This is a genomic window from Streptomyces sp. NPDC002754, assembly GCF_053592315.1.
The window spans coordinates 157,246-180,750 of record NZ_JBSFVM010000013.1; the positions used below are offsets into that span (position 1 = coordinate 157,246).

Annotated in this window: 20 protein-coding genes; 10 read left to right on the top strand and 10 right to left on the bottom strand. The window is 68.0% G+C overall.

The annotated features are described in order from the left end of the window. Positions 1-35: 35 nt before the first annotated feature. Entirely contained in the window at positions 36-1,484 is a 1,449-nt protein-coding gene (locus ACWD2L_RS25120; protein WP_351332230.1) for a CCA tRNA nucleotidyltransferase, read from the bottom strand. A 196-nt stretch (positions 1,485-1,680) separates the two neighbouring features. On the opposite strand from ACWD2L_RS25120, the gene ACWD2L_RS25125 reads away from it, so the two are divergent. The 7 genes from ACWD2L_RS25125 (at position 1,681) to trxA (ending at position 11,214) form a co-directional block, all read left to right on the top strand. Further along, a complete protein-coding gene (locus tag ACWD2L_RS25125) occupies positions 1,681-4,020 on the top strand; it encodes a DUF6049 family protein (RefSeq protein ID WP_351332233.1) in 2,340 nt (779 codons plus the stop codon). 45 nt (positions 4,021-4,065) lie between these two features. Continuing rightward, the gene (gene murJ, locus ACWD2L_RS25130) at positions 4,066-6,312 is read left to right on the top strand and encodes a murein biosynthesis integral membrane protein MurJ (protein WP_351332235.1); all 2,247 of its coding nucleotides are present in this window, start codon (positions 4,066-4,068) and stop codon (positions 6,310-6,312) included. A gap of 120 nt (positions 6,313-6,432) precedes the next feature. Next, on the top strand, positions 6,433-8,154 hold the full coding sequence (locus tag ACWD2L_RS25135; RefSeq protein WP_351332238.1) for a protein kinase family protein: 1,722 nt from the start codon (positions 6,433-6,435) through the stop codon (positions 8,152-8,154). 34 nt (positions 8,155-8,188) lie between these two features. Beyond that, entirely contained in the window at positions 8,189-8,902 is a 714-nt protein-coding gene (gene sigM / locus ACWD2L_RS25140) for an RNA polymerase sigma factor SigM (protein WP_351332241.1), read from the top strand. After that, complete coding sequence (locus ACWD2L_RS25145) at positions 8,899-9,738, top strand: anti-sigma factor family protein (protein WP_351332244.1); 840 nt, start codon at positions 8,899-8,901, stop codon at positions 9,736-9,738. Before sigM ends, ACWD2L_RS25145 begins: the two co-directional genes overlap by 4 nt. A gap of 119 nt (positions 9,739-9,857) precedes the next feature. Then, entirely contained in the window at positions 9,858-10,835 is a 978-nt protein-coding gene (trxB, locus tag ACWD2L_RS25150) for a thioredoxin-disulfide reductase (RefSeq protein WP_351332247.1), read from the top strand. Between the two features lie 46 nt (positions 10,836-10,881). After that, positions 10,882-11,214: a thioredoxin gene (gene trxA / locus ACWD2L_RS25155; protein WP_351332248.1), complete on the top strand. Its 333-nt coding sequence runs from the start codon at positions 10,882-10,884 to the stop codon at positions 11,212-11,214. Positions 11,215-11,316: 102 nt separating this feature from the next. Here trxA and ACWD2L_RS25160 read toward each other — a convergent pair whose 3' ends face one another. The 9 genes from ACWD2L_RS25160 to rpmH form a co-directional block, all read right to left on the bottom strand. Then, positions 11,317-11,934, bottom strand: a complete 618-nt coding sequence (locus ACWD2L_RS25160; protein WP_351332251.1) for a GNAT family N-acetyltransferase — start codon at positions 11,932-11,934, stop codon at positions 11,317-11,319. 305 nt (positions 11,935-12,239) lie between these two features. Beyond that, on the bottom strand, positions 12,240-13,343 hold the full coding sequence (locus ACWD2L_RS25165) for a ParB/RepB/Spo0J family partition protein (protein ID WP_351332253.1): 1,104 nt from the start codon (positions 13,341-13,343) through the stop codon (positions 12,240-12,242). Then, a complete protein-coding gene (locus ACWD2L_RS25170; protein WP_351332290.1) occupies positions 13,340-14,416 on the bottom strand; it encodes a ParA family protein in 1,077 nt (358 codons plus the stop codon). Before ACWD2L_RS25170 ends, ACWD2L_RS25165 begins: the two co-directional genes overlap by 4 nt. Before the next feature lie 255 nt (positions 14,417-14,671). Continuing rightward, positions 14,672-15,388, bottom strand: a complete 717-nt coding sequence (rsmG, locus tag ACWD2L_RS25175) for a 16S rRNA (guanine(527)-N(7))-methyltransferase RsmG (protein ID WP_351332256.1) — start codon at positions 15,386-15,388, stop codon at positions 14,672-14,674. Between the two features lie 110 nt (positions 15,389-15,498). After that, positions 15,499-16,008 carry a Jag family protein gene (locus ACWD2L_RS25180; RefSeq protein ID WP_351332257.1) on the bottom strand — a complete coding sequence of 170 codons (510 nt, stop codon included), beginning with the start codon at positions 16,006-16,008 and terminating at the stop codon, positions 15,499-15,501. Between the two features lie 62 nt (positions 16,009-16,070). Beyond that, positions 16,071-17,366: a membrane protein insertase YidC gene (gene yidC, locus ACWD2L_RS25185; protein ID WP_351332258.1), complete on the bottom strand. Its 1,296-nt coding sequence runs from the start codon at positions 17,364-17,366 to the stop codon at positions 16,071-16,073. A gap of 8 nt (positions 17,367-17,374) precedes the next feature. Then, a complete protein-coding gene (gene yidD / locus ACWD2L_RS25190; RefSeq protein ID WP_351332261.1) occupies positions 17,375-17,725 on the bottom strand; it encodes a membrane protein insertion efficiency factor YidD in 351 nt (116 codons plus the stop codon). Beyond that, entirely contained in the window at positions 17,722-18,093 is a 372-nt protein-coding gene (rnpA, locus tag ACWD2L_RS25195; RefSeq protein WP_351332263.1) for a ribonuclease P protein component, read from the bottom strand. Before rnpA ends, yidD begins: the two co-directional genes overlap by 4 nt. A gap of 20 nt (positions 18,094-18,113) precedes the next feature. After that, positions 18,114-18,251: a 50S ribosomal protein L34 gene (rpmH, locus tag ACWD2L_RS25200; RefSeq protein WP_006381191.1), complete on the bottom strand. Its 138-nt coding sequence runs from the start codon at positions 18,249-18,251 to the stop codon at positions 18,114-18,116. Between the two features lie 382 nt (positions 18,252-18,633). Between rpmH and dnaA the strand changes: the two genes are divergently transcribed. The 3 genes from dnaA to ACWD2L_RS25215 all read left to right on the top strand — a co-directional run. Beyond that, positions 18,634-20,706 (top strand): chromosomal replication initiator protein DnaA, encoded by a 2,073-nt coding sequence (gene dnaA, locus ACWD2L_RS25205; protein ID WP_351332265.1) that lies wholly within the window; start codon positions 18,634-18,636, stop codon positions 20,704-20,706. 918 nt (positions 20,707-21,624) lie between these two features. Continuing rightward, positions 21,625-22,755 (top strand): DNA polymerase III subunit beta, encoded by a 1,131-nt coding sequence (dnaN, locus tag ACWD2L_RS25210; protein WP_351332267.1) that lies wholly within the window; start codon positions 21,625-21,627, stop codon positions 22,753-22,755. A 166-nt stretch (positions 22,756-22,921) separates the two neighbouring features. Beyond that, on the top strand, positions 22,922-23,505 hold a 584-nt coding region (locus tag ACWD2L_RS25215), incomplete at its 3' end, for an NAD(P)-binding domain-containing protein (RefSeq protein WP_351332270.1).

Sequence of the window (23,505 nt, forward strand, 5' to 3'; positions counted from 1 at the left end):
TCACGTGAAACAGAGCCCGACGCATTCCATCCGTCTCAGTCCTGAGAGCAGTCGGCCCACCATTCCTTGAGCGCCGACACCGCCGCGTCGTCATCCATCGGCCCGTTCTCAAGGCGCAGCTCCAGCAGGAACTTGTACGCCTGCCCGATCACCGGGCCCGGGCTGACGCCGAGGATCTCCATGATCTGGTTACCGTCGAGGTCCGGCCGGATCGAGTCCAGCTCCTCCTGCTCCTGAAGCCGCTCAATGCGCTCCTCAAGGCCGTCGTACGCACGCGAAAGCGCGTTGGCCTTCCGCTTGTTGCGCGTCGTGCAGTCGGAACGGGTGAGCTTGTGCAGCCGGCCGAGGAGCGGCCCCGCATCCCGTACGTACCGACGTACAGCGGAATCCGTCCACTCGCCGGTGCCGTAGCCGTGGAAGCGCAGGTGCAGCTCGACGAGGCGTGAGACGTCCTTCACCAGGTCATTGGAGTACTTGAGCGCGGTCATTCGCTTCTTCGTCATCTTGGCGCCGACCACCTCGTGGTGGTGGAAGGAGACGCGGCCGTCCTTCTCGAAGCGACGAGTGCGCGGCTTCCCGATGTCGTGGAGCAGCGCCGCGAGACGCAGCGTCAGATCGGGGCCTTCGGTCTCCAACGCCATCGCCTGCTCGAGCACGATCAGCGTGTGGTCGTAGACGTCCTTGTGCCTGTGGTGCTCATCACGCTCCAGACGCAGCGCGGGCAGTTCGGGCAGTACGGAATCGGCCAGACCGGTCTCGACGAGCAGCGTCAGGCCCTTGCGCGGGTGCGCGGAGAGGATCAGCTTGTTGAGCTCGTCACGCACTCGCTCCGCGGAGACGATCTCGATGCGGCCTGCCATGGCCGTCATGGCCTCGACGACCTCAGGAGCGACTTCGAAGTCGAGCTGAGCGGCGAAGCGGGCGGCCCGCATCATCCGCAGCGGGTCGTCGGAGAAGGAGTCCTCCGGAGTGCCGGGCGTGCGCAGCACCCGCTCGGACAGGTCCCTGATGCCGCCGTGCGGGTCGATGAACTCCTTCTCAGGGAGCGCCACAGCCATCGCGTTGACGGTGAAGTCCCGGCGGACCAGGTCCTCTTCGATGGAGTCGCCGTACGACACCTCGGGCTTGCGGGAGGTTCGGTCGTACGCCTCGGAGCGGTACGTCGTGACCTCGACCTGGTAGCCGTCCTTATGACAGCCGACCGTGCCGAACGCGATCCCGACCTCCCACACCGCATCGGCCCATGGACGAACGATCTTCAATACGTCCTCGGGACGGGCATCAGTGGTGAAGTCCAGATCGTTGCCGAGTCGGCCGAGCAGTGCGTCCCGCACCGAACCACCGACCAGGGCGAGAGAGAACCCGGCCTCCTGAAATCGGCGGGCGAGGTCGTCTGCGACAGGCGAGACCCGCAGCAGCTCACTGACCGCGCGGTGCTGCACCTGGCTCAGGGTGCTGGGGGTGTCTTCGTTGGCGTTCGGCACAACAGGACAGGGTACGTGGCCCGGACGGCCCGGGCCGAAACCGTTCGCCGGGCCCGCGACAGGAGCACACCCGCGGCCCCCTACTCTTGCCCCCACGATCATGCCGGGCAGACCGTGGCACTCAGCCACAGCGCTCCTCGTTACCATGCGTGGACACATCTGCGACCACCGACGAGGACGAGGGACGGACGACCACGTGGCCGAGGCGGCAGACTTCCCAACGGTGAGTCCCTCACCTGCCCGGCGACTGCTGCGGCGCACCGGGGCCCTGTTCGCGGCTGCGCCGCTCCTGGCGTCGCTGCCGCTGTTGCCTGCCGCGACCCCGGCCACCGCCGCATCGAGCGCGACAGGGACCAGCACGGTCGAGGTGGCCGTGAACTCCCTCTCGCCCAGCGCGCCGACGGACGGTGACACCGTGACAGTCAGCGGCACGGTGATGAACAAGGGCAAGCAGGTGGTCACAGGCGCCCACGCGGGCCTGCGGGTCGGCACGTCCTACAGCGGCCGCACGGCCGTGGACGAGGCCGCGAAGAACGGCACGGGCGGCGCCGCGGACGGCAACGAGATTTCCCGCAAGTACGGCAAGAAGTTCTCCAAGCTGGCGCCCGGCGTCGCTCAGGACTTCACGCTGTCCGTCCCCGTCAAGGCGCTGCATCTCGGCGCCGACGGCGTCTACCAGCTCAGCGTCGCCCTGATGGGACAGACCGCTGCGCAGCCTTACCAGCAGACGCTCGGCATCCAGCGGACCTTCCTGCCCTGGCAGCCGGGCGAGACCGACACGAGCACGAAGACGACGGCTCTGTGGCCGCTGATCTCCGATTCCCACCTCACTGCCGAGACGGGCGCGGACGAACAGCAGACGCCGGTCTTTGACGACAACGACCTGGCGAAGCAGATCGGTCCCGGCGGCCGCCTCCAGCAGATGCTGGCCCTCGGCAGCGAGCTCGACGTGACGTGGGTGATCGACCCCGACCTGCTGGCGTCGGTCGACGCCATGACGGAGCCGTACAAGGTCAAGGGCCCCGACGGGAAGCTCAGGGCGGGCAAGAACCAGGCGCACGCCAAGCAGTGGCTGAGCGACCTGGAGACCGCCGTGCAGGGGCAGAAGGTGGTCACGCTTCCGTTCGCCGACCCCGACCTCGCGTCGCTCGCACACACCGGCACGAAGGTCACCGGCTCCCTGGCCCAACTCAAGGACGCCACCGACGCCGCAACCCTGACCGTGCAGACGATCCTGCACACCAGGCCGGACACGTCGTACGCATGGCCCGCGGAAGGCGCCGTCGACCGGGACATCGTCAAGGTCGCCACGTCCGCGGGCGCCGACAAGATCATCGCGCGCAGCGACCACTTCCCGGAGACCGGAGGGCTGGCGTACACGCCGTCCGCCGCCCGTCCGATCGGCGGCGGCGCCTCGGCCGTGGTCGCCGACGGCCGGCTGTCGACCGCTTTCCAGGGCGACATGACAGGCGCCGAGAACTCCACGCTCGCCGTGCAGCAGTTCCTCGCGCAGTCCCTGATGCTGAACATGCAGACGAACAAGCAGCGCAGCGTCGTCGTGGCCCCACAGCGCATGCCCACCACGAGCCAGGCCCAGACCATGGCCAAGGCGCTGCACGCGCTGCAGGACGGCACCTGGTCGCAGCCCCAGACCTTGTCGGCCGCCGCGAAGGCGAAGCCCGACCCCGCCGCCACCACACGTGTCCCGCACGCGTACCCCTCGTCGCTGCGCAAGCAGGAGCTGCCGCAGTCGGCCTTCGACCAGATCCAGGCGACCCAGCGCGATCTCGAGAACTTCGGCGTCGTCCTCACCGATCAGTCCCGCGTGGTGACACCTTTCGGCCGCGCGATGGACCGGGAGATGTCCACGTCGTGGCGTGCGGACCCGGGAACTTCGGGAACCTTCCGCGACGCCGTCTCCTCGTACCTGTCGGGCCTCACCGAACAGGTGGCGCTGATCGACAAGTCCGAAGTGAAGCTGTCCGGGCGCAGCGCGACGATCCCGGTGTCGGTGCAGAACAACCTGTGGCAGGACGTCGACCATCTGACGCTGCGTCTCACCTCGGGCAACGGCACCCGCCTCAAGATCGGCGGCGACAACTTCCAGAACCAGGAAGTCAAGATCGCCAGCGGGCACAGCCAGTCCGTGAAGTTCACGACCACGGCCAAGGCGACGGGCCCGATCTGGGTGCACGCCCAGCTGTACACCCAGGACGGCGAGCCCTACGGCGAACCGCTCGCCTTCAAGGTCGACGTCACTGAGGTCACCCCGACCGTGATGCTCGTCATCGCCGGCGGCGTCCTGCTGCTCGTCCTCGCCGGATACCGGATGTACCAGCAGCGCAAGCGTGCCGTCGCCGCGCAGCCCGACGGGGACGCCCCCGAGGGCGACTCCGCGGCCGCCGACGACGACAAGGGCGACGAGCCGGACGACGCCGCACGGGGAGACGTTCCGCAGCAGCCGAGTGACCCGACGGCTGACACCGCTCCGGAAAGCACGGCCCCGTCGGGCACGGGTGAGAGAGTGGACCGTTGAGCGATGTCGGGGCCGCTGGGCCGGGGACGATGAGGTGGGGTAACCATGAACGCGCCGTACGACGGTGAGCGTGGCCACGGCTCGGGCGGCTCTGCCTCGGGCGATGGTCGGCCGTACGCCGGTTCACCGCAGCCCGAGGGGCAGGTGCCGCCGCCGCAGCCTGCTCCCGACGCGTATCCGCAGGACGCGTACCTTCAGGACGCGTACGAGCAGGATCCGTACCGGGCGCACGACCTGACCGCCCAGGACCCGGTGACCGAGGCGTTGTACGACCGCGCCGCACACCCTCCACCGCCTCCGGGCACGCAGCAGGCGCAGCAGCCCTTGTACGCGCCGCCGCCCGCGCAGCAGTACCAGCCCGACCCCCGTGTGTGGGCGCAGACGCCCGCGCCGGAGCCGGCGGGTCCCACCCAGCATCTCCCGTACGGCGACGACGCCCGTACGACGCAGTTCGTGGGCGTCGACGACCTGGTGACGCACTCCGCCGAGGAGAGCCACGAACCGGACGCCTTCGCGCACCTGTACCGCGACCAGCAGCCCGGCCACAGCGGAGGCCGCCCGCCGGCCGAGCCCGTCGACAACCCGACCACGCAACTCGGTCCTCCGCAGCCCCCGCCGCCACCGGCCGCCACCCCCGCGCCGGCGCCCGCGGCGCAGAAGGGCGGCCGCGCCTCCAACATCCTGAAGTCGAGCGCGGTGATGGCGGCGGGCACGCTCGTCTCCCGCCTCACCGGCTTCGTCCGCACCATGGTGATCACCGCGGCGCTGGGCGCCGGACTTCTCGGTGACACCTGGTCCGTCGCGTACACGCTGCCGACGATGATCTACATCCTCACCGTCGGCGGCGGCCTGAACTCGGTGTTCGTACCGCAGCTGGTGCGCGCCATGAAGGATGACGAGGACGGCGGCGAGGCCTTCGCCAACCGCCTGCTCACGTTGGTCATGGTGGCGCTCGCAGCCATCACGGCGGTCGTCGTCTTCGCCGCGCCCCTGCTGATCCATCTGATGTCGAACACGGTCGCCGGTAACGAGGACGCCAACAGCGTCGGCGTCGCCTTCGCCCGCTACTGCCTGCCCACGATCTTCTTCATGGGCATCCACGTGGTGATGGGCCAGATCCTGAACGCCCGCGGGAAGTTCGGCGCGATGATGTGGACTCCGGTCCTCAACAACATCGTCATGATCTTCACGTTCGGCACGTTCATCTGGGTCTACGGGACCGCGGCCGAATCGCAGATGGGCGTCACGACCATCCCGGACGAGGGCATCCGCCTCCTCGGCATCGGCACCCTGCTCGGCCTCGTCGTGCAGTCCCTCGCGATGCTCCCGTACCTGCGCGAGACCGGCTTCCGCTTCCGTCTGCGCTTCGACTGGAAGGGCCACGGCCTCGGCAAGGCCGTGAAGCTCGCCAAGTGGACCGTCCTGTTCGTCCTCGCCAACCAGGCGGGCGTCCTGGTCGTCACCCAGCTCGCCACGGCGGCCGGCAAGGCGTCCGGCAAGGCCGGCGCCGGCATCATGGCCTACTCGAACGCCCAGCTCATCTGGGGCATGCCGCAGGCCATCATCACCGTCTCCGTCATGGCCGCCCTGCTGCCGCGCATCTCACGCTCCGCCCACGACGGCGACCCGGGTGCGGTCCGGGACGACATCTCCTCCGGCCTGCGCACCTCGGCCGTGGCGATCGTCCCGATCTCGTTCATGTTCGTGGCGCTCGGCGTCCCGATGTGCACCCTGCTCTTCGGCTCCAGCGGCACAGAGGCCGCCCAGTCCATGGGCTACATCCTCATGGCGTTCGGTATCGGCCTCATTCCGTACTCCGTGCAGTACGTCGTGCTGCGCGGTTTCTACGCCTACGAGGACACCCGCACGCCCTTCTACAACACGGTCATCGTCGCCGCGGTCAACGCCGCCACAGCGGGCATCTGCTACCTGATCCTGCCCGCTCAGTGGGCCGTCGTCGGCATGGCACTCTCCTACGGCATCGCGTACGCGATCGGCGTCGGTGTGGCCTGGCGGCGGCTGCGCAACCGGCTCGGCGGCGACCTGGACGGCGCGCACGTCGTCCGTACCTACGCCCGGCTCTGCCTCGCGGCGCTGCCGGCGACGATCGTCGGCGGTGGACTCGGGTACGCGGTCACGCAAGCGCTGGGCCATGGTGTGCTCGGCTCGATCGCGGCGCTGGTCGTGGGCAGTGTGGCACTGCTCGGAGTCTTCTATGTGGCAGCCCGCAAGATGAGGATCGAAGAACTGAATTCGCTGGTCGGCATGGTCCGCGGTCGTCTCGGCCGCTGAGTCGGCCGGAAGTGTGTGCAACCATCGGCGGCCATCGCGTGTCGTGCATAGCGCCGGACTGTGGGCACAATTGGCTTTGGCGTCGGAGTGAGTGCAACGGATGGGGAGGCAGGAACGACGGTGGCGGAACGGAGCACGGCTGCCGTCGACGTGGCCGACAACAGCGGTGATGAACCGCTGACCGCCAAGGCGGACAAGGCGGAGCAGGCCACGGCCGACGGGGTGGCCGATACCGGGGAGCAGGACGCGCCGGAGCGCGAGGAGACCGTGGACACCGCGGAGACGGGGACTCATGTGAGCCCCGGCGCCGCGTCGCCACCTGAGCTGCACAGTGGCCACAAGCTCGCCAGACGCTATCGGCTCGAGGAGTGCGTCACCCGTCTGGACGGTTTCAGCAGCTGGCGTGCGATGGACGAGAAGCTGCGGCGTGCCGTCGGCGTGCACATCCTCCCCGCCGATCACCCCAGAGGCCGTTCGGTGCTCGCCGCGGCCCGTTCCTCGGCTCTCCTGGGCGACCCCCGCTTCGTACAGGTGCTGGACGCGGTCGAGGAGAACGACCTCGTCTACGTCGTCCACGAGTGGCTGCCCGACGCGACGGAACTGACCTCCCTGCTCGCTCTCGCTCCCCTCGAGGCGCACGACGCGTACCAGATGGCGAGCCAGGTCTCCCATGCCATGGCGGCCGCCCACCGTGAGGGCCTCGCCCATCTGCGCCTCACGCCGAGCGCCGTGTTGCGCACCTCCACCGGGCAGTGGCGCATCCGCGGCCTCGCCGTGAACGCGGCGCTGCGCGGCATCACCTGCGACACCCCGCAGCGCGCCGACACCGAGGCGATCGGCGCGCTCCTGTACGCCTCTCTGACCCAGCGCTGGCCGTACGAGGACGACGCCTACGGCCTCTCCGGGCTGCCCAAGGGCGTCGGCCTCATCGCCCCCGACCAGGTGCGCGCCGGCGTCCACCGCGGTCTGGCGGAGCTCTCCATGCGCGCGCTCGCGAACGACGGGGCGACCGCGTCCCGCCAGGAGCCGCCGTGCACCACGCCGGAGGACCTGGTGAAGGCCATCGGCGAGATGCCCAGGATCCGGCCACCGGAGCCCGCCTTCACGGCGCCCCCGGAGTACCAGCGGACCACGTACCAGCAGGGGAGCTACGGCCGCCCCGCCCCACGTGCCACCCAGCCCGTCCCCACGCCGCCGCCCCCGCTGCAGAGCCGTACCGGCAAGGCCCTCAAGTGGGGCGTCTCCGCGCTGCTCATCGCGGCCCTCGGCCTGGGCAGCTGGCAGCTCGCCGACGCCCTCATGGACCGTGGCGACTCGGGCGGCTCCGGGTCCACGGACACCTCGGAGGACAGTGGCAAGGGCGGCAAGCAGGACGCGAAGCCGCTCTCCATCCAGAGCGCCAAGGAGTTCGTCGCCGAAGGCGACGCCCAGGCTCCGGGCGACGTCGCCAAGACGTACGACGCCAGCACGTCGACGTACTGGCGCACCAAGTCCTTCGTCGACGGCCCGAAGATGGTCATCAAGCCCGGGGTCGGCATCGTCTACGACCTCGGCTCCGCCAAGGAAGTGTCGGCCGCCTCGATAGGGCTCCGATACGGCGGCGACCACACCACGGTCTCGCTGTACGCCTCGCCGTCCCTGAACCCGGGCTCGGTGTCCGGCCTGAAGCAGATCGGGCCCAAGACGGATTCGAAGACCACCTCCGCGAAGATCACGGCCGATGCCCCGGTCAAGACGCGCTATCTGCTCGTCTGGCTGACCGCGCTGCCCCGCGCAGGCCAGGATGGCTACAGCAGCGCGGGCTTCAAGCAGGGCATCACCGATGTGGAGTTCACCGGCTGACGGGCACGGCTCACCACGGGGAGGGGGTTCGACAGTGGACGACGCCTATGGCGAAGCGAACGATCAGGACCTCCTCGCCCGTCACGTCGCCGGCGACAAGGACGCCTTTGGTGAACTCGTCCGACGCCACCGCGACCGCCTCTGGGCCGTGGCCCTGCGGACCCTGGGGGATCGAGAGGAAGCCGCGGACGCGGTGCAGGACGCCTTGGTCTCCGCCTATCGCGCCGCCCACACCTTCCGCGGCCAGTCCGCGGTGACGACCTGGCTGCACCGCATCACCGTCAACGCGTGCCTGGACCGGGCCCGCAAGATGGCCTCGCGCAAGACGGCGCCCGTGGACGACGCCGACCGTCTGGACCAGCTCCTGGAACCGCACGAGTCCGCGGACGCCCCCGTCGAGCGGAGCGACCTGCACCGTCAGCTCATCGAGGCGCTCTCGGTCCTGCCCAGCGATCAGCGCGCTGCCCTCGTCCTCGTCGACATGCAGGGGTATCCGGTCGCCGAGGCCGCGCGGATCCTCGATGTGCCCACCGGCACGGTCAAGAGCCGCTGCGCGCGCGGCCGAGCCAAACTGCTTCCGCTGCTCACACATCTCCGCACAGAGGGCGGGGGCCAGGAAGGTGGCGAGAACCCGCCCCCTGGAAGGAACCGGGCGCAGGGGACATCCGTCCCACCCGCAGCGGGACCTCGTGACGAGACAGGACCTGCCGATTCGGCTGCGGTGAAGGGCGGAGGTGGGCGAGCGTGACATCCACGACCGACACGGCAGAGCACCCGGAGGTCACCGAGATCTCCGAACTCGCCGAGGGCCTGTTGGCTCCCACCCGTACGGCCGCCGTCCAGCAGCACCTCGACGGCTGCGCACTCTGCGCCGATGTCCTCGCGTCCCTGGAAGAGATCCGGGGCACGCTCGGTGCCGTGACGGCCCCGGCGCGTATGCCGGAGGAGATCGTGAGCCGGATCGATGCGGCCCTGGCTTTCGAAGGGGACCGTGAAACGGGGCCTGTTTCACGTGAAACGGCGACCGCGGCCGACCGTCCTGCCGGACACGCGCACGGGGCCACCGGCCCCGGACGCAAGGTACGCGGCAACCGGAAGCGCGCCGGTGCCGCGCTCGGAGCCGTCCTGACGGTCACAGCGATCGGCGTGGGAGCCCTGCTCATCCAGAACGACGAGGGCGGCTCGCCGGTCGCAGGGAAGAGCCACAGCGCGTCGACCCTCGCCAAGGGCACTCTGGAGACGAAGGTCATGACGCTGCTCGGCTCCTCGACGCTCAACACCGAAAAAGTGGGGCCCAGCGCACAGGGGACGAAGGCTCCGATGCAGAAACGGGCCATCTCTGTGCCCCCGTGCATCCAGCTCGGAACCCACCGGAACGAGGACCCCCTCGCCGCGGAGACAGGCACGTACGAAGGGAAGAAGGCCTACCTCGTCGTGCTGCCCCACAAGACAGATCCGGCCCATCGGGTCACGGCCTTCGTCATCGATTCCTCCTGCGTCGGCACGTCCTCCTCGTCGGCCGGCACGCTGCTGTACAAGCACGATTACGACCACGGCTCCGGGACGCCCAAGAGCACTCGCTAAGTGTGGCCGGGCACGTCGGGAATGCATGCCCCGTAGGATCCGTTGGGTCGGGTGAGAGTCCTCCCAATGGCCTCCCCCTGGCAGTACGCAGCAGTCCCGCAGAGACGAGGAATCAAGCCGTGAGCGACGTCCGTAACGTGATCATCATCGGCTCCGGGCCCGCCGGCTATACGGCGGCGCTCTACACCGCGCGCGCGTCGCTGAAGCCGCTCGTGTTCGAGGGTGCCGTCACCGCTGGTGGCGCGCTGATGAACACGACCGAGGTGGAGAACTTCCCCGGGTTCCAGGACGGCATCATGGGCCCCGAGCTCATGGACAACATGCGCGGCCAGGCCGAGCGCTTCGGCGCCGAGCTCGTGCCCGACGACGTCGTGGCCGTCGACCTGAGCGGCGAGATCAAGACCGTGACGGACACCGCGGGCACCGTGCACCGCGCGAAGGCCGTCATCGTCACCACCGGCTCCCAGCACCGCAAGCTCGGCCTCCCCAACGAGGACGCGCTCTCCGGCCGCGGCGTCTCCTGGTGCGCGACCTGTGACGGCTTCTTCTTCAAGGACCAGGACATCGCCGTGATCGGCGGCGGCGACACCGCGATGGAGGAGGCCACCTTCCTTTCGCGCTTCGCCAAGTCCGTGACGATCGTGCACCGTCGCGACACCCTGCGCGCCTCGAAGGCGATGCAGGAGCGTGCCTTCGCCGACCCGAAGATCAAGTTCGTCTGGGACAGCGAGATCGCTGAGGTCAAGGGCGAGCAGAAGCTCTCCGGCCTGACGCTGCGCAACCTCAAGACGGGCGAGACGTCCGAGCTGCCGGTCACCGGTCTGTTCATCGCGATCGGCCACGACCCGCGCACGGAGCTGTTCAAGGGTCAGCTCGAGCTCGACGACGAGGGCTACCTGAAGGTCGAGGCCCCTTCGACGCGCACGAACCTCACCGGTGTCTTCGGCGCCGGCGACGTCGTGGACCACACCTACCGGCAGGCGATCACGGCGGCCGGCACCGGCTGCTCCGCCGCTCTCGACGCCGAGCGCTTCCTGGCCGGCCTCGCCGACGGCGAAGCCGCCGAGCCCGAGAAGACCCAGGCCGCCGGCGTCTGACCCGAACTCCTACTCACGTATCCCCCCAAGAAATGAGGAGCCTGCTGTGGCCAGCAACCTGAAGCACGTCACGGACGCCACCTTCGACGAGGACGTCCTGAAGAGCGACAAGCCCGTCCTGGTCGACTTCTGGGCCGCTTGGTGCGGCCCGTGCCGCCAGATCGCGCCGTCGCTCGAGGCCATCGCCGCCGAGCACGGTGACAAGATCGAGGTCGTCAAGCTCAACATCGACGAGAACCCGGGCACGGCCGCCAAGTACGGCGTCATGTCGATCCCGACCCTGAATGTGTACCAGGGTGGCGAGGTCGCCAAGACCATCGTCGGTGCCAAGCCCAAGGCCGCCATCGTGCGCGACCTCGAGGACTTCATCTCTGAGTAATCGAGCGACGCCGATTCACCGGCGGTCGTTGTTTCACGTGAAACACGAACGGGCCGGCCCTCCAAGGGCCGGCCCGTTGCCGTTGTGAGGGCCCGTCGACTGTCACAGTGGGCGGAGTGCCGGTTCCTTCTGTACGGCTCCCAGAAGCCTGTCCAGGGCCATCTCGACGTCTTCCTTCCAGGACAGCGTCGTCCGCAGCTCCAGGCGCAGTCGTGGATACGAGGGGTGGGGCCGCACGGTCTTGAACCCGACCGCCAATAGATGATCCGCGGGAAGCAGACAGGCGGGCCCCTTCCACTGAGCGTCCCCGAAGGCCTCGATCGCCTTGAAGCCCCGGCGCAGCAGGTCCTTCGCGACGGTCTGCACGATGACCCGGCCTAGCCCTTGCCCCTGAAAGTCGGGGGAGATCCAGGCCGTCATGAGCTGAACGGCGTCGGGGGACACCGGGCTTGTCGGGAAGGCAGTGGCCCGTGGGACGTACGCGGGGGGCGCATAAAGCACGAAGCCGACCGGAGCGTCATCCACGTAAACGACGCGTCCGCAGGAGCCCCACTCCAGCAGGACAGCGGAGATCCACGCTTCCTTCTCCAGTTCGGGCGTGCCCGCCTTTACCGCAGCCTGGCCGCTGACCGGGTCCAGCTCCCAGAAGACACACGAACGGCAACGCTTGGGGAGGTCCGGGAGGTTGTCCAGTGTGAGCGGTACGAGCCGACGCCCCATGAAGACAGTTCCTCGCTTCCTTCGCCCGCCGCTGCGCAGGCGGCCGTCAGAGCGCTCCGTTCCCTGAGCAGGCTGCCGACGAATCCGCCGACCGCTCCAAGGCCCAGGCCTGCGGTCATCAGTCCGGTGCGACTCACCGATCGCATGACCCGCCTCCTGTATGAGGTGCCGCCGGGTGGATGCGCTCTTCCCGTCGCATCGTAACCACGATGGGATTCGCTCGATACCGTAGACAAGCAAAGAGCGGGTCGTGTTCCGGTACACGCCGGAACACGACCCGCTCTCGCGTGATGAGAGGGCGGCGGTCAGTCCTGTTCGTCGCCGTCGGTCTCCTCCGGGAGACCGTTCTGGAGCACCGGTCCCTCGCCGGGAGCGAGAGAGCCGAGGATGCGCGACAGGTCGTCCATCGACGCGAATTCGACGACGATCTTGCCCTTCTTCTGCCCCAGGTCGACCTTCACCCGCGTCTCGAAGCGGTCCGAGAGCCGCGTGGCGAGTTCGCTCAGCGCCGGGGAGACCCGGGCGCCGGCCCGCGGCCCCTTGGCCCGTGCGTTGCTCTGGGGCCCCGACCCCATGAGGGTCACGATTTCCTCGACGGCCCGCACAGAAAGCCCTTCCGCGACGATGCGGTGGGCCAACCGGTCCTGCTCCTCGGAGTCCTCGACGGAGAGCAGCGCACGCGCATGCCCCGCCGACAGCACGCCTGCGGCCACCCGGCGCTGCACGGCCGGCGAGAGCTTCAGCAGCCGCAGCGTGTTGGACACCTGCGGGCGCGACCGGCCGATCCGGTCGGCCAGCTGATCGTGCGTGCAGTTGAAGTCCTTGAGCAACTGGTCGTAGGCGGCGGCCTCTTCCAGGGGGTTCAACTGCGCACGGTGCAGGTTCTCAAGGAGCGCGTCGAGGAGGAGCTTCTCGTCGTCCGTGGCACGCACGATGGCCGGGATGCGCTCGAGTCCCGCCTCTCGGCAGGCCCTCCAGCGCCGCTCGCCCATGATGAGCTCGTAGGTGTCGATCCCAACCTGTCGTACGACGACAGGCTGCAGCAGGCCGACTTCCTTGATGGACGTGACGAGTTCGGCGAGAGCGTCCTCGTCGAACACCTCACGCGGCTGGCGCGGGTTGGGCGTGATGGTGTCGATCGGCAGCTCGGCGAAATGCGCTCCCGCCGGACGCTCGAAGGGCTCGGCTGTCATGGTCGCCGGCTCCTCGGTTTCCCGTGAAACAGGCGGCTGTGGCAGCGCGGCCACCTTCGCGGCCGCCACTCCGCGCTCGGTCGTCAGCACCGGCGCCGAGGCAGGAGACGCCGACACTCCTCCCGCTTGGGTGGCCGGGCCCGTCCTCTCAGGTGTGGGGGCAGCCGGGATCAGCGCGCCGAGTCCTCGGCCAAGTCCCCTCCGTCGATCGCTCACTGGATCCCCTCCGACGTACTCTGCTGGTCAAGTTGAGTGCCCGTGTGGGCGTTCTGGGCTTCGTAGTGGATCCCGACTCCGCGCAGCGCCATCTCTCGCGCCGCCTCGAGGTAGGAGAGTGCCCCACTCGACCCTGGATCGTAGGTCAACACGGTCTGCCCATAACTCGGGGCCTCCGAAATACGCACCGAGCGCGGAATGCTCGTGCGAAGGACCTCGCCGGCGAAGTGATTACGGACTTCATCCGCGACCTGGGACGCCAGCCGAGTCCGGCCGTCGTACATCGTGAGCAGGATCGTGGAGACATGCAGAGTGGGGTTGAGGTGCCCACGCACGAGTTCCACATTCCGCAGAAGCTGCCCGAGCCCCTCCAGCGCGTAGTACTCGCACTGGATCGGGATCAGCACTTCCGCTCCAGCGACCATGGCGTTGATCGTCAGGAGCCCGAGCGACGGCGGACAGTCGATGAGGATGTAGTCCAGCGGCTGCTCGTATGCCTGGATGGCGCGCTGCAGTCGGCTCTCCCGTGCGACCAGAGAGACCAACTCGATCTCCGCACCGGCGAGATCGATGGTGGCCGGGGCACAGAAGAGGCCTTCCACGTCAGGGACGGGCTGGACGACTTCAGAGAGCGGCCTGCTGTCGACCAATACGTCATAGACGGAGGGCACTTCGGAATGATGGTCGACGCCCAGAGCCGTGGAGGCGTTGCCCTGTGGGTCCAGGTCCACCACCAGGACGCGCGCGCCGTGCAGCGCAAGTGAGGCGGCAAGATTGACCGTTGTCGTGGTCTTACCGACCCCGCCCTTCTGGTTGGCCACCACCATGACGCGAGTCTGCTCGGGACGTGGCAGGCCCTCGCCCGCACGACCGAGAGCCTCTACTGCCAGTTGGGCAGCGCGACCGATGGGTGTGTCGTCCATCGGGGGCGGTGTTTCACGTGAAACATCTTCCCCCGCCGACTCGGTACGGGGACCGGGGACCGGATCGGTCATCGGTCCCGCGATGTTGGCGTCGGACCGCAAGGATTCACTCTCCTCGACTTCAGGCTCGGAATGAACAGAGCCTCCCATGCCTTCGGGGTCAAGAACCAGCGAGGCCCGTACTTCTGTGGACGAATCCCCCTCTGTGGACAACTCCGTGCCCGTATCGAGGGATCCGAGGGGTTTTTGGTCGCGGGGGGCGGCCGCCGCGCGGCCACGACTGATGATGCCCTGCAGCAGTGAGCGACGTTTCACGTGAAACACGATGCACCGCAGCGGGACACGCTTCTGCGCGACACCCCGAGATACGTACGTTTGACAGCTTTTGTGGAGTACCGCCGGTCGTCAGCGCCTGCGCCGGGCACGCCCCGTGCGGGCCGCCTTCGCACGCTTCGCCGCGAAACGCACGCCGCCTGGGCTCTCCCCGACCTCGACGCGCACGACAGTGGACAGGGGGTCCACGGCGCCCTCGCCGACGTGCAGAACCGACGTCTCCACCGCGCCGAGCTTGCTCAGGGCAGTGGCCGCGCTCTTCAACTCTTCCTCGGCCGTGTCGCCCTTGAGCGCCAGCATTTCCCCGTACGGCCGGAGCAACGGAACGCCCCACGCGGCCAGCCGGTCCAGCGGGGCCACGGCACGAGCGGTAACGACGTGGACGGGAGGCAACTTACCGAGGACCTCCTCGGCCCGCCCTCGCACCACGGTCACATGGTCGAGCCCAAGCAGTTCGACGACCTCGGTCAGGAAGGTCGTACGCCGGAGCAGGGGTTCCAGCAGGGTGATCTTGAGGTCCGGGCGGACCAGGGCGAGCGGAATTCCCGGCAGGCCGGCGCCCGAACCGACGTCGCACACCGTGAGGCCCTCGGGTACCACCTCGGAGAGCACAGCGCAGTTCAGGATGTGCCGCTCCCACAGACGCGGCACCTCGCGAGGGCCGATGAGGCCGCGCTGCACTCCCGCGTCAGCGAGAAGCTCCGCGTACCGGACCGCGTCCGGGAAGCGCTCGCCGAATACCGCCCGGGCCTGCTCCGGGGCCGGGGGGAGTTCTGCTGCCTCCGTCACGGGAACCGTCCTTCCGTACCGCTCTACCGCAGTAAGTGGCTGACTAAAAGGCTGACAAAGATCGGCCCCGCCTGCGAAACAGACGGGGCCGGAAGGCGACGTGCTGCCGCTCAGGCAGGAAGCACGACGACGAAGCGCTGCGGCTCCTCGCCCTCGGACTCACTGCGCAGGCCGGCCGCCTTGATGGCGTCGTGCACGACCTTGCGCTCGAAGGGCGTCATCGGATTCATCTTGACCGGCTCACCGGTGTTCTTCACCTCGGCCGCGGCCTTGGCGCCCTGCTCGGTGAGCTCGGCGCGCTTCTTCGCGCGGTAGCCGCCGATGTCCAGCATCAGGCGGCTGCGGTCCCCGGTCTCCCGGTGAACCGCGAGGCGGGTCAGCTCCTGGAGGGCCTCGAGGACCTCTCCTTCGCGACCGACCAGCTTCTGCAGATCACGGCTGCTCACATCACTGACGATGGACACGGCGGCCCGGTCGGCCTCGACGTCCATGTCGATGTCGCCGTCGAGGTCGGCGATGTCCAGCAGACCCTCGAGGTAATCCGCGGCGATCTCACCCTCCTGCTCGAGGCGGGTCAGGGTGTCGCCACCCTCAGCAGCGGCGGTGGTGCCTTCCGTCACGGGATGGGCTCCTTCTTGCGTCAAGGCTTGCGCCAACGTCTTACGACGCGTAGGTCGAGGGACTACTTCTTGGACGGGGACTTCGGCCGCTGTGGGCCGCCCTTGCGCTGCCCGGACTTGGCCTTGCTGCGCTGCTGCGAGCCGCCCGCGGGCTTGGCGCCACCGGACTGCTTGGACTGCGGCTTCGCGTCCTGCGGCTCGTCCTCCTTCTCCAGCGAGGTCTTCTCAGAGGAGGGGGAGTCGTCCTTGGCTGTCGAGCCGGACTGGCGCTGCGACTTGGACTGGCGCTTGGGCTGCTGGCGCTTCGCGGCGCCCTTCGGCATGCCGTCCTCGTCCAGCTCCTCCGCGGCCGCGGTGCCCTTGGCCACAGTGCCGTCGGCCTGAGCCGCGAGACCGGCCTTGCTCAGCCCGTTGATGAACTTGCGCTCGTACTCGTTGCGATCGCGGCCCTTGGCGACGATCCCCTTGACGATGTTCCGCTCGCGCTTGCTCTTCGTAGCACTGTGCTCGACGACGTGCTTCTGCAGACCCTCGAGCATCTTGGCCTGAGCCTTGGAGCCCGGAGTGGGGTTCCGGCTGATCACGTACATCTGCTGGCCCATGGTCCACACGTTGGTGGTCAGCCAGTAGACGAGAACACCGACGGGGAAGTTGATACCCATGAAGAGGAAGATCAGCGGGAAGACGTACATCAGCATCTTCTGCTGCTGCATGAACGGCGTCTTCACCGTCAGGTCGACGTTCTTCGTCATCAGCTGGCGCTGCGTGTAGAACTGCGACGCCGACATCACGATGATCATGATCGCGGTGACCACGCGGACATCCGTCAGCGAGGCACCCATGGCGCTGATCTCACTGGCACTGTCCGTGAACTTCGCTGCGAGCGGGGCACCGAAGATGTGCGCCTTCTGAGCGCTGTCCAGGAGGCTCTGGTTGATGACGCCCTTCGTCTCGCCCTCGGCGATGGCCGCGAGCACGTGGTACAGGGCGAAGAAGAACGGCGACTGTACGAGGATCGGAAGGCACGAGGAGAGCGGGTTGGTACCCGTCTCCTTGTACAGCTTCATCATCTCTTCGGACTGACGCTGCTTGTCGTTCTTGTAGCGCTCCTGGATCGCCTTCATCTGAGGCTGGAGCAGCTGCATGTTCCGGGTCGACTTGATCTGCTTCACGAAGAGCGGGATCAGGCAGATCCGGATCAGGACCACCAGGGACACGATCGACAGGCCCCAGGCCCAACCGGTATCAGGGCCGAAGATCGCCCCGTAGACCGTGTGGAACTGGACGATGACCCACGACACCGGGGTCGTGAGGAACGCGAAAACGCCTGATACAGCGTTGACGATATCGGAAATCATGTCCCTGATCAGGCTCCTTGGGCGTTGGGCGAAGTCGCTCCGGACTTATTGTCCTGTGCAGAGGGGCTGTCGCCCTCAACGGCGGGGGCCGTTCTTTTGTCCCCGCGCCATGCCTCGCGCAGCATCTCGTGCCAGCGCGGACGCTTGCGTGGCGGAACATAGTCGACGCCGCCCAGCGACCACGGATTGCACCGAAGGATCCGCCAGGCGGTAAGTGCTGTTCCCTTGACCGCCCCGTGCCGGTCGATGGCGGTGAAGCCATAGTGGGAGCACGACGGGTAGTACTTGCACACCGGACCCAGCAATGGACTGATGGTCCACTGATAGATCTTGATCAAGGCGAGCAGTGGGTACTTCATCGCGCGCCCCCTCCCAGCAGCCGCTGCAGCGCGGCATCCAGGTCTCGGGCCAGCTGTGCGTGGGTAGCGTCGCCCGCTCCGGGCAACGCGCGTACGACTACCAGGCTACCTGGGGGCAACAAAGCCACCCGGTCGCGCATGAGGTGCCGAAGTCTGCGCTTCACCGCGTTCCGTACAACGGCACCACCTACGGCCTTGCTCACGACGAAACCCGCACGCGGCGGGGAGAGAGTCTCCCTGGGCGCGTGCGGGTCCGTTGAACCGCTACGTAGGTGAACGACGAGAAGCGGGCGTCCGGCCCGACGTCCCCGGCGTACCGCGGTCGCGAAATCTTCGCGCCGCCTCAGCCGATACTCGGTAGGCAGCACGTCATAACCTGATTACGAAATCAGGCGGACAGGCTGGCGCGACCCTTGCCACGACGGTTGGCGAGAATCGCACGACCGGCGCGGGTCCGCATGCGAAGGCGGAAGCCGTGGGTCTTGGCGCGACGACGGTTGTTCGGCTGGAAGGTGCGCTTGCTCACTCGGGGGCTCCTGAAAAACGTGTGGTGGCGGGACATCGCCTGGCTGTCACCGTGCGCCCACGAGTAGCTCGCGAATACGCCCGAGTGCACCGCTACACGGTCCGCAAGAACTGTGGATCGTGACCTTGCCCATCGGAGGCAGGCGGCAGCAGCCATCGACAACTCGACCTGGTCACGGTACGCGCGGCTGCGCCATCCGGTCAAACCGGCGTCATGCGAGGGACACTGTCCACAGGCTGGGGACAACAACTTGAACCGCAGCGGTCGCGCTGACTACCGTGGCTGAACTCCGATTCGTTCCCTTCTCACCGCCCCACCCGATTTTCTTCCCGATCCGTCCCAGGAATCACACGTTCGTGGGACCAGCGAGAGAGCGTGCCCTGTGGCTGACGTACCTGCCGATCTTGCCGCAGTGTGGCCACGAGTTCTGGAGCAACTCCTCGGGGAAGGCCGCGGGCAGGGCGTCGAGACGAAGGACGAGCACTGGATCCGGCGCTGTCAGCCGCTGGCACTCGTCGCCGACACCGCGCTGCTCGCCGTTCCGAACGAATTCGCCAAGGGCGTACTCGAAGGCCGGCTGGCCCCGGTCGTCAGCGAGACCCTCACCCGCGAGTGCGGCCGCCCCATCCGGATCGCGATCACCGTCGACGACTCCGTGGGCGAGCCGCCCGCCCCCACACCCCCGCCGGCCCCACAGCATCGCTACGAGGCCCCCGAGCCACAGCAACAGCCCTCTCCCGGCCAGCCGCGTGACGCGTTCGACAACCGCGAGACGTACGAGAAGCGGGAGACGTACGACGGCTATGAGCGCCGCGGCGCCGACGAGCACGGCCAGGGCCAACGGACCGAACAGCCCCCGGCGCCCCGGCCCGACCAGCTCCCGACCGCCCGCCCCGCCTACCCGGACTACCAACGCCCCGAACCGGGCGCCTGGCCGCGCCCGCAGCAGGACGAGTACAACTGGCAGCAGCCCCGGCTCGGCTTCCCGGAGCGGGACCCGTACGCGACGCCCACACAGCAGCCGCAGCACGACTACCGGCAGCAGGACCGCTCCCCGTACGAGCAACAGCAGCCGTACGAGCAGGAGCGCGGTCGCTACGAGCAGCAGCAGGACCGCTCCCCGTACGAGCAGAAAGGGAACGGTCGCCCCTCCTACGAGGACCGCTCCTCTTACGAAGAGCGACCTTACGAAGACCGCTCCTACGAGGACCGCTCTTCTTATGAAGAGCGGTCGTCCTATGAGGAGCGCGGTTCCTACGACCCTTCTCGCGAACGGCCGCAGCGGCGTGAGCCCGGCAAACCCACCATGGGCGGCCGTCCGAACCAGGACGGCGGGCACGGCCCCGGCAATCGTGGCGTGCCCAGTGGCGCGCCCGGCCCCCTGGCGGCCCAGCCCGCGCCGGCGACCGGCCCCGGTGAGCCGACGGCGCGTCTGAACCCCAAGTACCTCTTCGACACGTTCGTCATCGGCGCGTCGAACCGCTTCGCGCACGCGGCCGCGGTCGCGGTAGCCGAAGCGCCGGCCAAGGCGTACAACCCCCTGTTCATCTATGGGGAGTCGGGCCTCGGCAAGACGCACCTGCTGCACGCCATCGGGCACTACGCGCGCAGCCTCTATCCGGGCACGCGTGTGCGGTACGTGAGCTCCGAGGAGTTCACCAACGAGTTCATCAACTCGATCCGTGACGGCAAGGGCGACTCCTTCCGCAAGCGGTACCGCGAGATGGACATCCTTCTGGTCGACGACATCCAGTTCCTCGCGGACAAGGAGTCGACGCAGGAGGAGTTCTTCCACACCTTCAACACGCTCCACAACGCGAACAAGCAGATCGTGCTGTCCAGTGACCGGCCGCCCAAGCAGCTGGTGACCCTGGAGGACCGGCTGCGCAACCGGTTCGAGTGGGGCCTGATCACGGACGTCCAGCCGCCGGAGCTGGAGACCCGTATCGCCATCCTTCGTAAGAAAGCGGTGCAGGAGCAGCTCAACGCGCCTCCGGAGGTGCTCGAGTTCATCGCGTCCCGCATCTCGCGCAACATCCGCGAGCTGGAAGGGGCGCTGATCCGCGTCACGGCGTTCGCGTCGCTCAATCGGCAGCCTGTGGACCTGGGGCTGGCAGAGATCGTCCTCAAGGACTTGATCCCCGGTGGCGAGGACGCGGCTCCCGAGATCACGGCCCCGGCCATCATGGCGGCGACCGCGGACTACTTCGGGCTCACCGTGGAGGATCTCTGCGGATCCTCGCGCAGTCGCGTCCTGGTGACGGCCCGGCAGATCGCCATGTACCTGTGCCGCGAGCTGACCGACCTCTCGCTGCCGAAGATCGGTGCTCAGTTCGGCGGCCGCGACCACACGACGGTGATGCACGCGGACCGCAAGATCCGTGCGCTGATGGCCGAGCGGCGCTCCATCTACAACCAGGTCACCGAGCTCACCAACCGCATCAAGAACGGCTGACAGCAGACCGGTTACGACCCACAGGGCGCTTCGGGAACGACTCCCGGAGCGCCCTTTTCGTGCTCTCGGCGGGGGCCGCCGTCGTGTCGGGCACCGGTCCAAGGGCACAGCACGCCCGGCCGGTGTTCGATTCCCAGCCGCGTTACGGGTGTTCTCCACAGATCTGGCGGGTTTTTTCGATCCACACCCTGGGGACTGGGAAGTTGTCCAGATCGTATCCACAGCGCGACCCGGTGACTGGGCATCAGGCCAGGTCAGAAGGCTGTGGATTCGTGGAAAAACTATCTCCACAGCCTGTGGACAGATTTTTTCTCCACAGGCTGTGCATCATGTTGTCCACCGGCAACCCACAGGCTCGCGTCTGTTGTGCACAGTGATCAATAGCTTCTCCACACGGCTGTCCACTGTTCGGCAACGCGACGCGCCATCTCACCTCCGCGAGTGAAAGGCGTCACACCAAGGTGGTCGGTTGGGCTGGGGAGAACCCGGGTAAAGCTGGGGACGGCGCTGGGGAGAAGTCACCCCAGCCTGTGCATCGAGTGTGCAGAACTTTTCGCCGTCCACAGATATGGCCGGTTGTCCACCGTCTCGGCCCACAGGCACGGTGGACAAAAAACCGCCTCTGACCTGCGCTTTCGAGGTTATCCACGCTTTCCACAGCCCCTACTACTACGTCCAACTAGTAAGAGCTGGGAATCCGTTTCGAAGCGGGGGCTGTGCACAACTCGCTCTCGCCGCCTCGACCGCCGCTCGGCACGACTTGACCGAGGCAGGCAACGACTGTCAGTGCCGTGCGTCAGACTGGTCCCCGGTGTTCTCCCCAGCAGTGGGCCGAGCGACACCACGTCTGCCGATGCAGACGGCAGACCGAAGACCAAGCAGGGCGAGAGCAGCCAGCAACTGCAGGAGGCGGCTTAAGTGAAGATCCGGGTGGAACGCGACGTACTCGCGGAGGCGGTGGCCTGGGCGGCGCGCAGCCTTCCGGCACGACCGCCTGCGCCCGTCCTCGCCGGCCTTCTGCTGAAGGCCGAGGAGGGCGCACTCAGCCTGTCGAGCTTCGACTACGAGGTCTCGGCACGCGTCTCGGTGGACGCGGAGATCGACGAGGAGGGCACGGTGCTCGTCTCCGGTCGCCTGCTCGCCGACATCTGCCGCGCTCTGCCCAACCGTCCGGTGGAGATCTCCACAGACGGTGTACGAGCGACCGTGGTCTGCGGCTCCTCGCGATTCACACTCCACACGCTTCCTGTGGAGGAGTACCCGGCGCTGCCGCAGATGCCGACCGCCACGGGCACCGTCCCGGGTGAGGTCTTCGCCGCTGCCGCTTCCCAGGTGGCCATCGCGGCTGGCCGTGACGACACGCTGCCCGTCCTCACCGGTGTGCGCATCGAGATCGAGGGCGACACGGTGACGCTGGCGTCCACCGACCGCTACCGCTTCGCCGTCCGCGAGTTCCTGTGGAAGCCGGAGGACCCGGAGGCCTCCGCGGTCGCCCTGGTGCCCGCCAAGACGCTCCTGGACACCGCCAAGGCGCTCACGAGCGGTGACACGGTCACGCTGGCGCTTGCCGGTTCCGGCGCGGGCGAGGGCCTCATCGGCTTCGAGGGCGCGGGCCGCCGCACCACCACCCGCCTCCTCGAGGGCGACCTGCCGAAGTACCGCACGCTGTTCCCGACGGAGTTCAACTCCGTGGCCGTCATCGAGACCGCCCCCTTCGTGGAGGCCGTCAAGCGTGTGGCCCTCGTCGCCGAGCGCAACACTCCGGTGCGGCTCAGCTTCGAGCAGGGTGTGCTCATCCTGGAGGCCGGCTCCAGCGACGACGCACAGGCTGTGGAGAGGGTGGACGCCAACCTGGACGGCGATGACATCTCGATCGCCTTCAACCCGACGTTCCTGCTCGACGGCCTGAGCGCGATCGACTCCCCGGTCGCCCAGCTGTCGTTCACGACGTCCACCAAGCCCGCGCTGCTCTCCGGCAGGCCGGCTGTGGACGCCGAGGCGGACGACGCGTACAAGTACCTGATCATGCCGGTGCGGCTCTCGGGCTGAGGAGCTTGAGGGGCAGGCCGCTCGGGTTCGCTTGAGCGGCTATGCCCACAGGTGTGCGGGAGCGTCCGGGTTTAGGCTCGGTCGGCAGGTACGAGACGCCACGCGCGGGTGCTCTCGTACCGCCCCCGCACCACCTCACGCCTCGTCGCAACGTAAGGAACCACTGATGGAGCTCGGTCTCGTCGGCCTCGGCAAGATGGGCGGCAACATGCGCGAGCGCATCCGCCGCGCGGGCCACACCGTCTTCGGCTACGACCGCAACCCGGACCTCGCGGACGTCCACAGCCTCGAGGAGCTTGTGGGCAAGCTCAAGGGCCCGCGCGTGGTGTGGGTGATGGTCCCGGCCGGTGCCGCGACCCAGTCCACGGTCGACGAGCTCGGCCGGCTGCTCGAGCCCGGCGATGTCGTCGTCGACGGCGGCAATTCGCGCTGGACGGACGACGAGAAGCATGCCGAGGAGCTCGCGGCCAAGGGCATCGGCTTCGTCGACTGCGGTGTCTCAGGCGGCGTCTGGGGCCTGGAGAACGGCTACGCGCTGATGTATGGCGGCGCCCCCGACAACGTGGCGAAGGTTCAGCCGGTCTTCGACGCCCTGAAGCCCGAGGGCGACTTCGGCTCCGTGCACGCGGGCAGGGTCGGCGCGGGCCACTTCGCGAAGATGGTCCACAACGGCATCGAGTACGCCATGATGCAGGCCTACGCCGAGGGCTGGGAGCTCCTGGAGAAGGTCGACTCCGTGGACAACGTCCG

Excerpts from the sequence above, each read along its gene's own strand:
- yidC (WP_351332258.1), bottom strand. The coding sequence starts at position 17,366 with ATGATTTCCGATATCGTCAACGCTGTATCAGGCGTTTTCGCGTTCCTC.
- yidD (WP_351332261.1), bottom strand. The coding sequence starts at position 17,725 with ATGAAGTACCCACTGCTCGCCTTGATCAAGATCTATCAGTGGACCATC.
- murJ (WP_351332235.1), top strand. The coding sequence starts at position 4,066 with ATGAACGCGCCGTACGACGGTGAGCGTGGCCACGGCTCGGGCGGCTCT.
- ACWD2L_RS25160 (WP_351332251.1), bottom strand. The coding sequence starts at position 11,934 with ATGGGGCGTCGGCTCGTACCGCTCACACTGGACAACCTCCCGGACCTC.
- ACWD2L_RS25170 (WP_351332290.1), bottom strand. The coding sequence starts at position 14,416 with ATGGGAGGCTCTGTTCATTCCGAGCCTGAAGTCGAGGAGAGTGAATCC.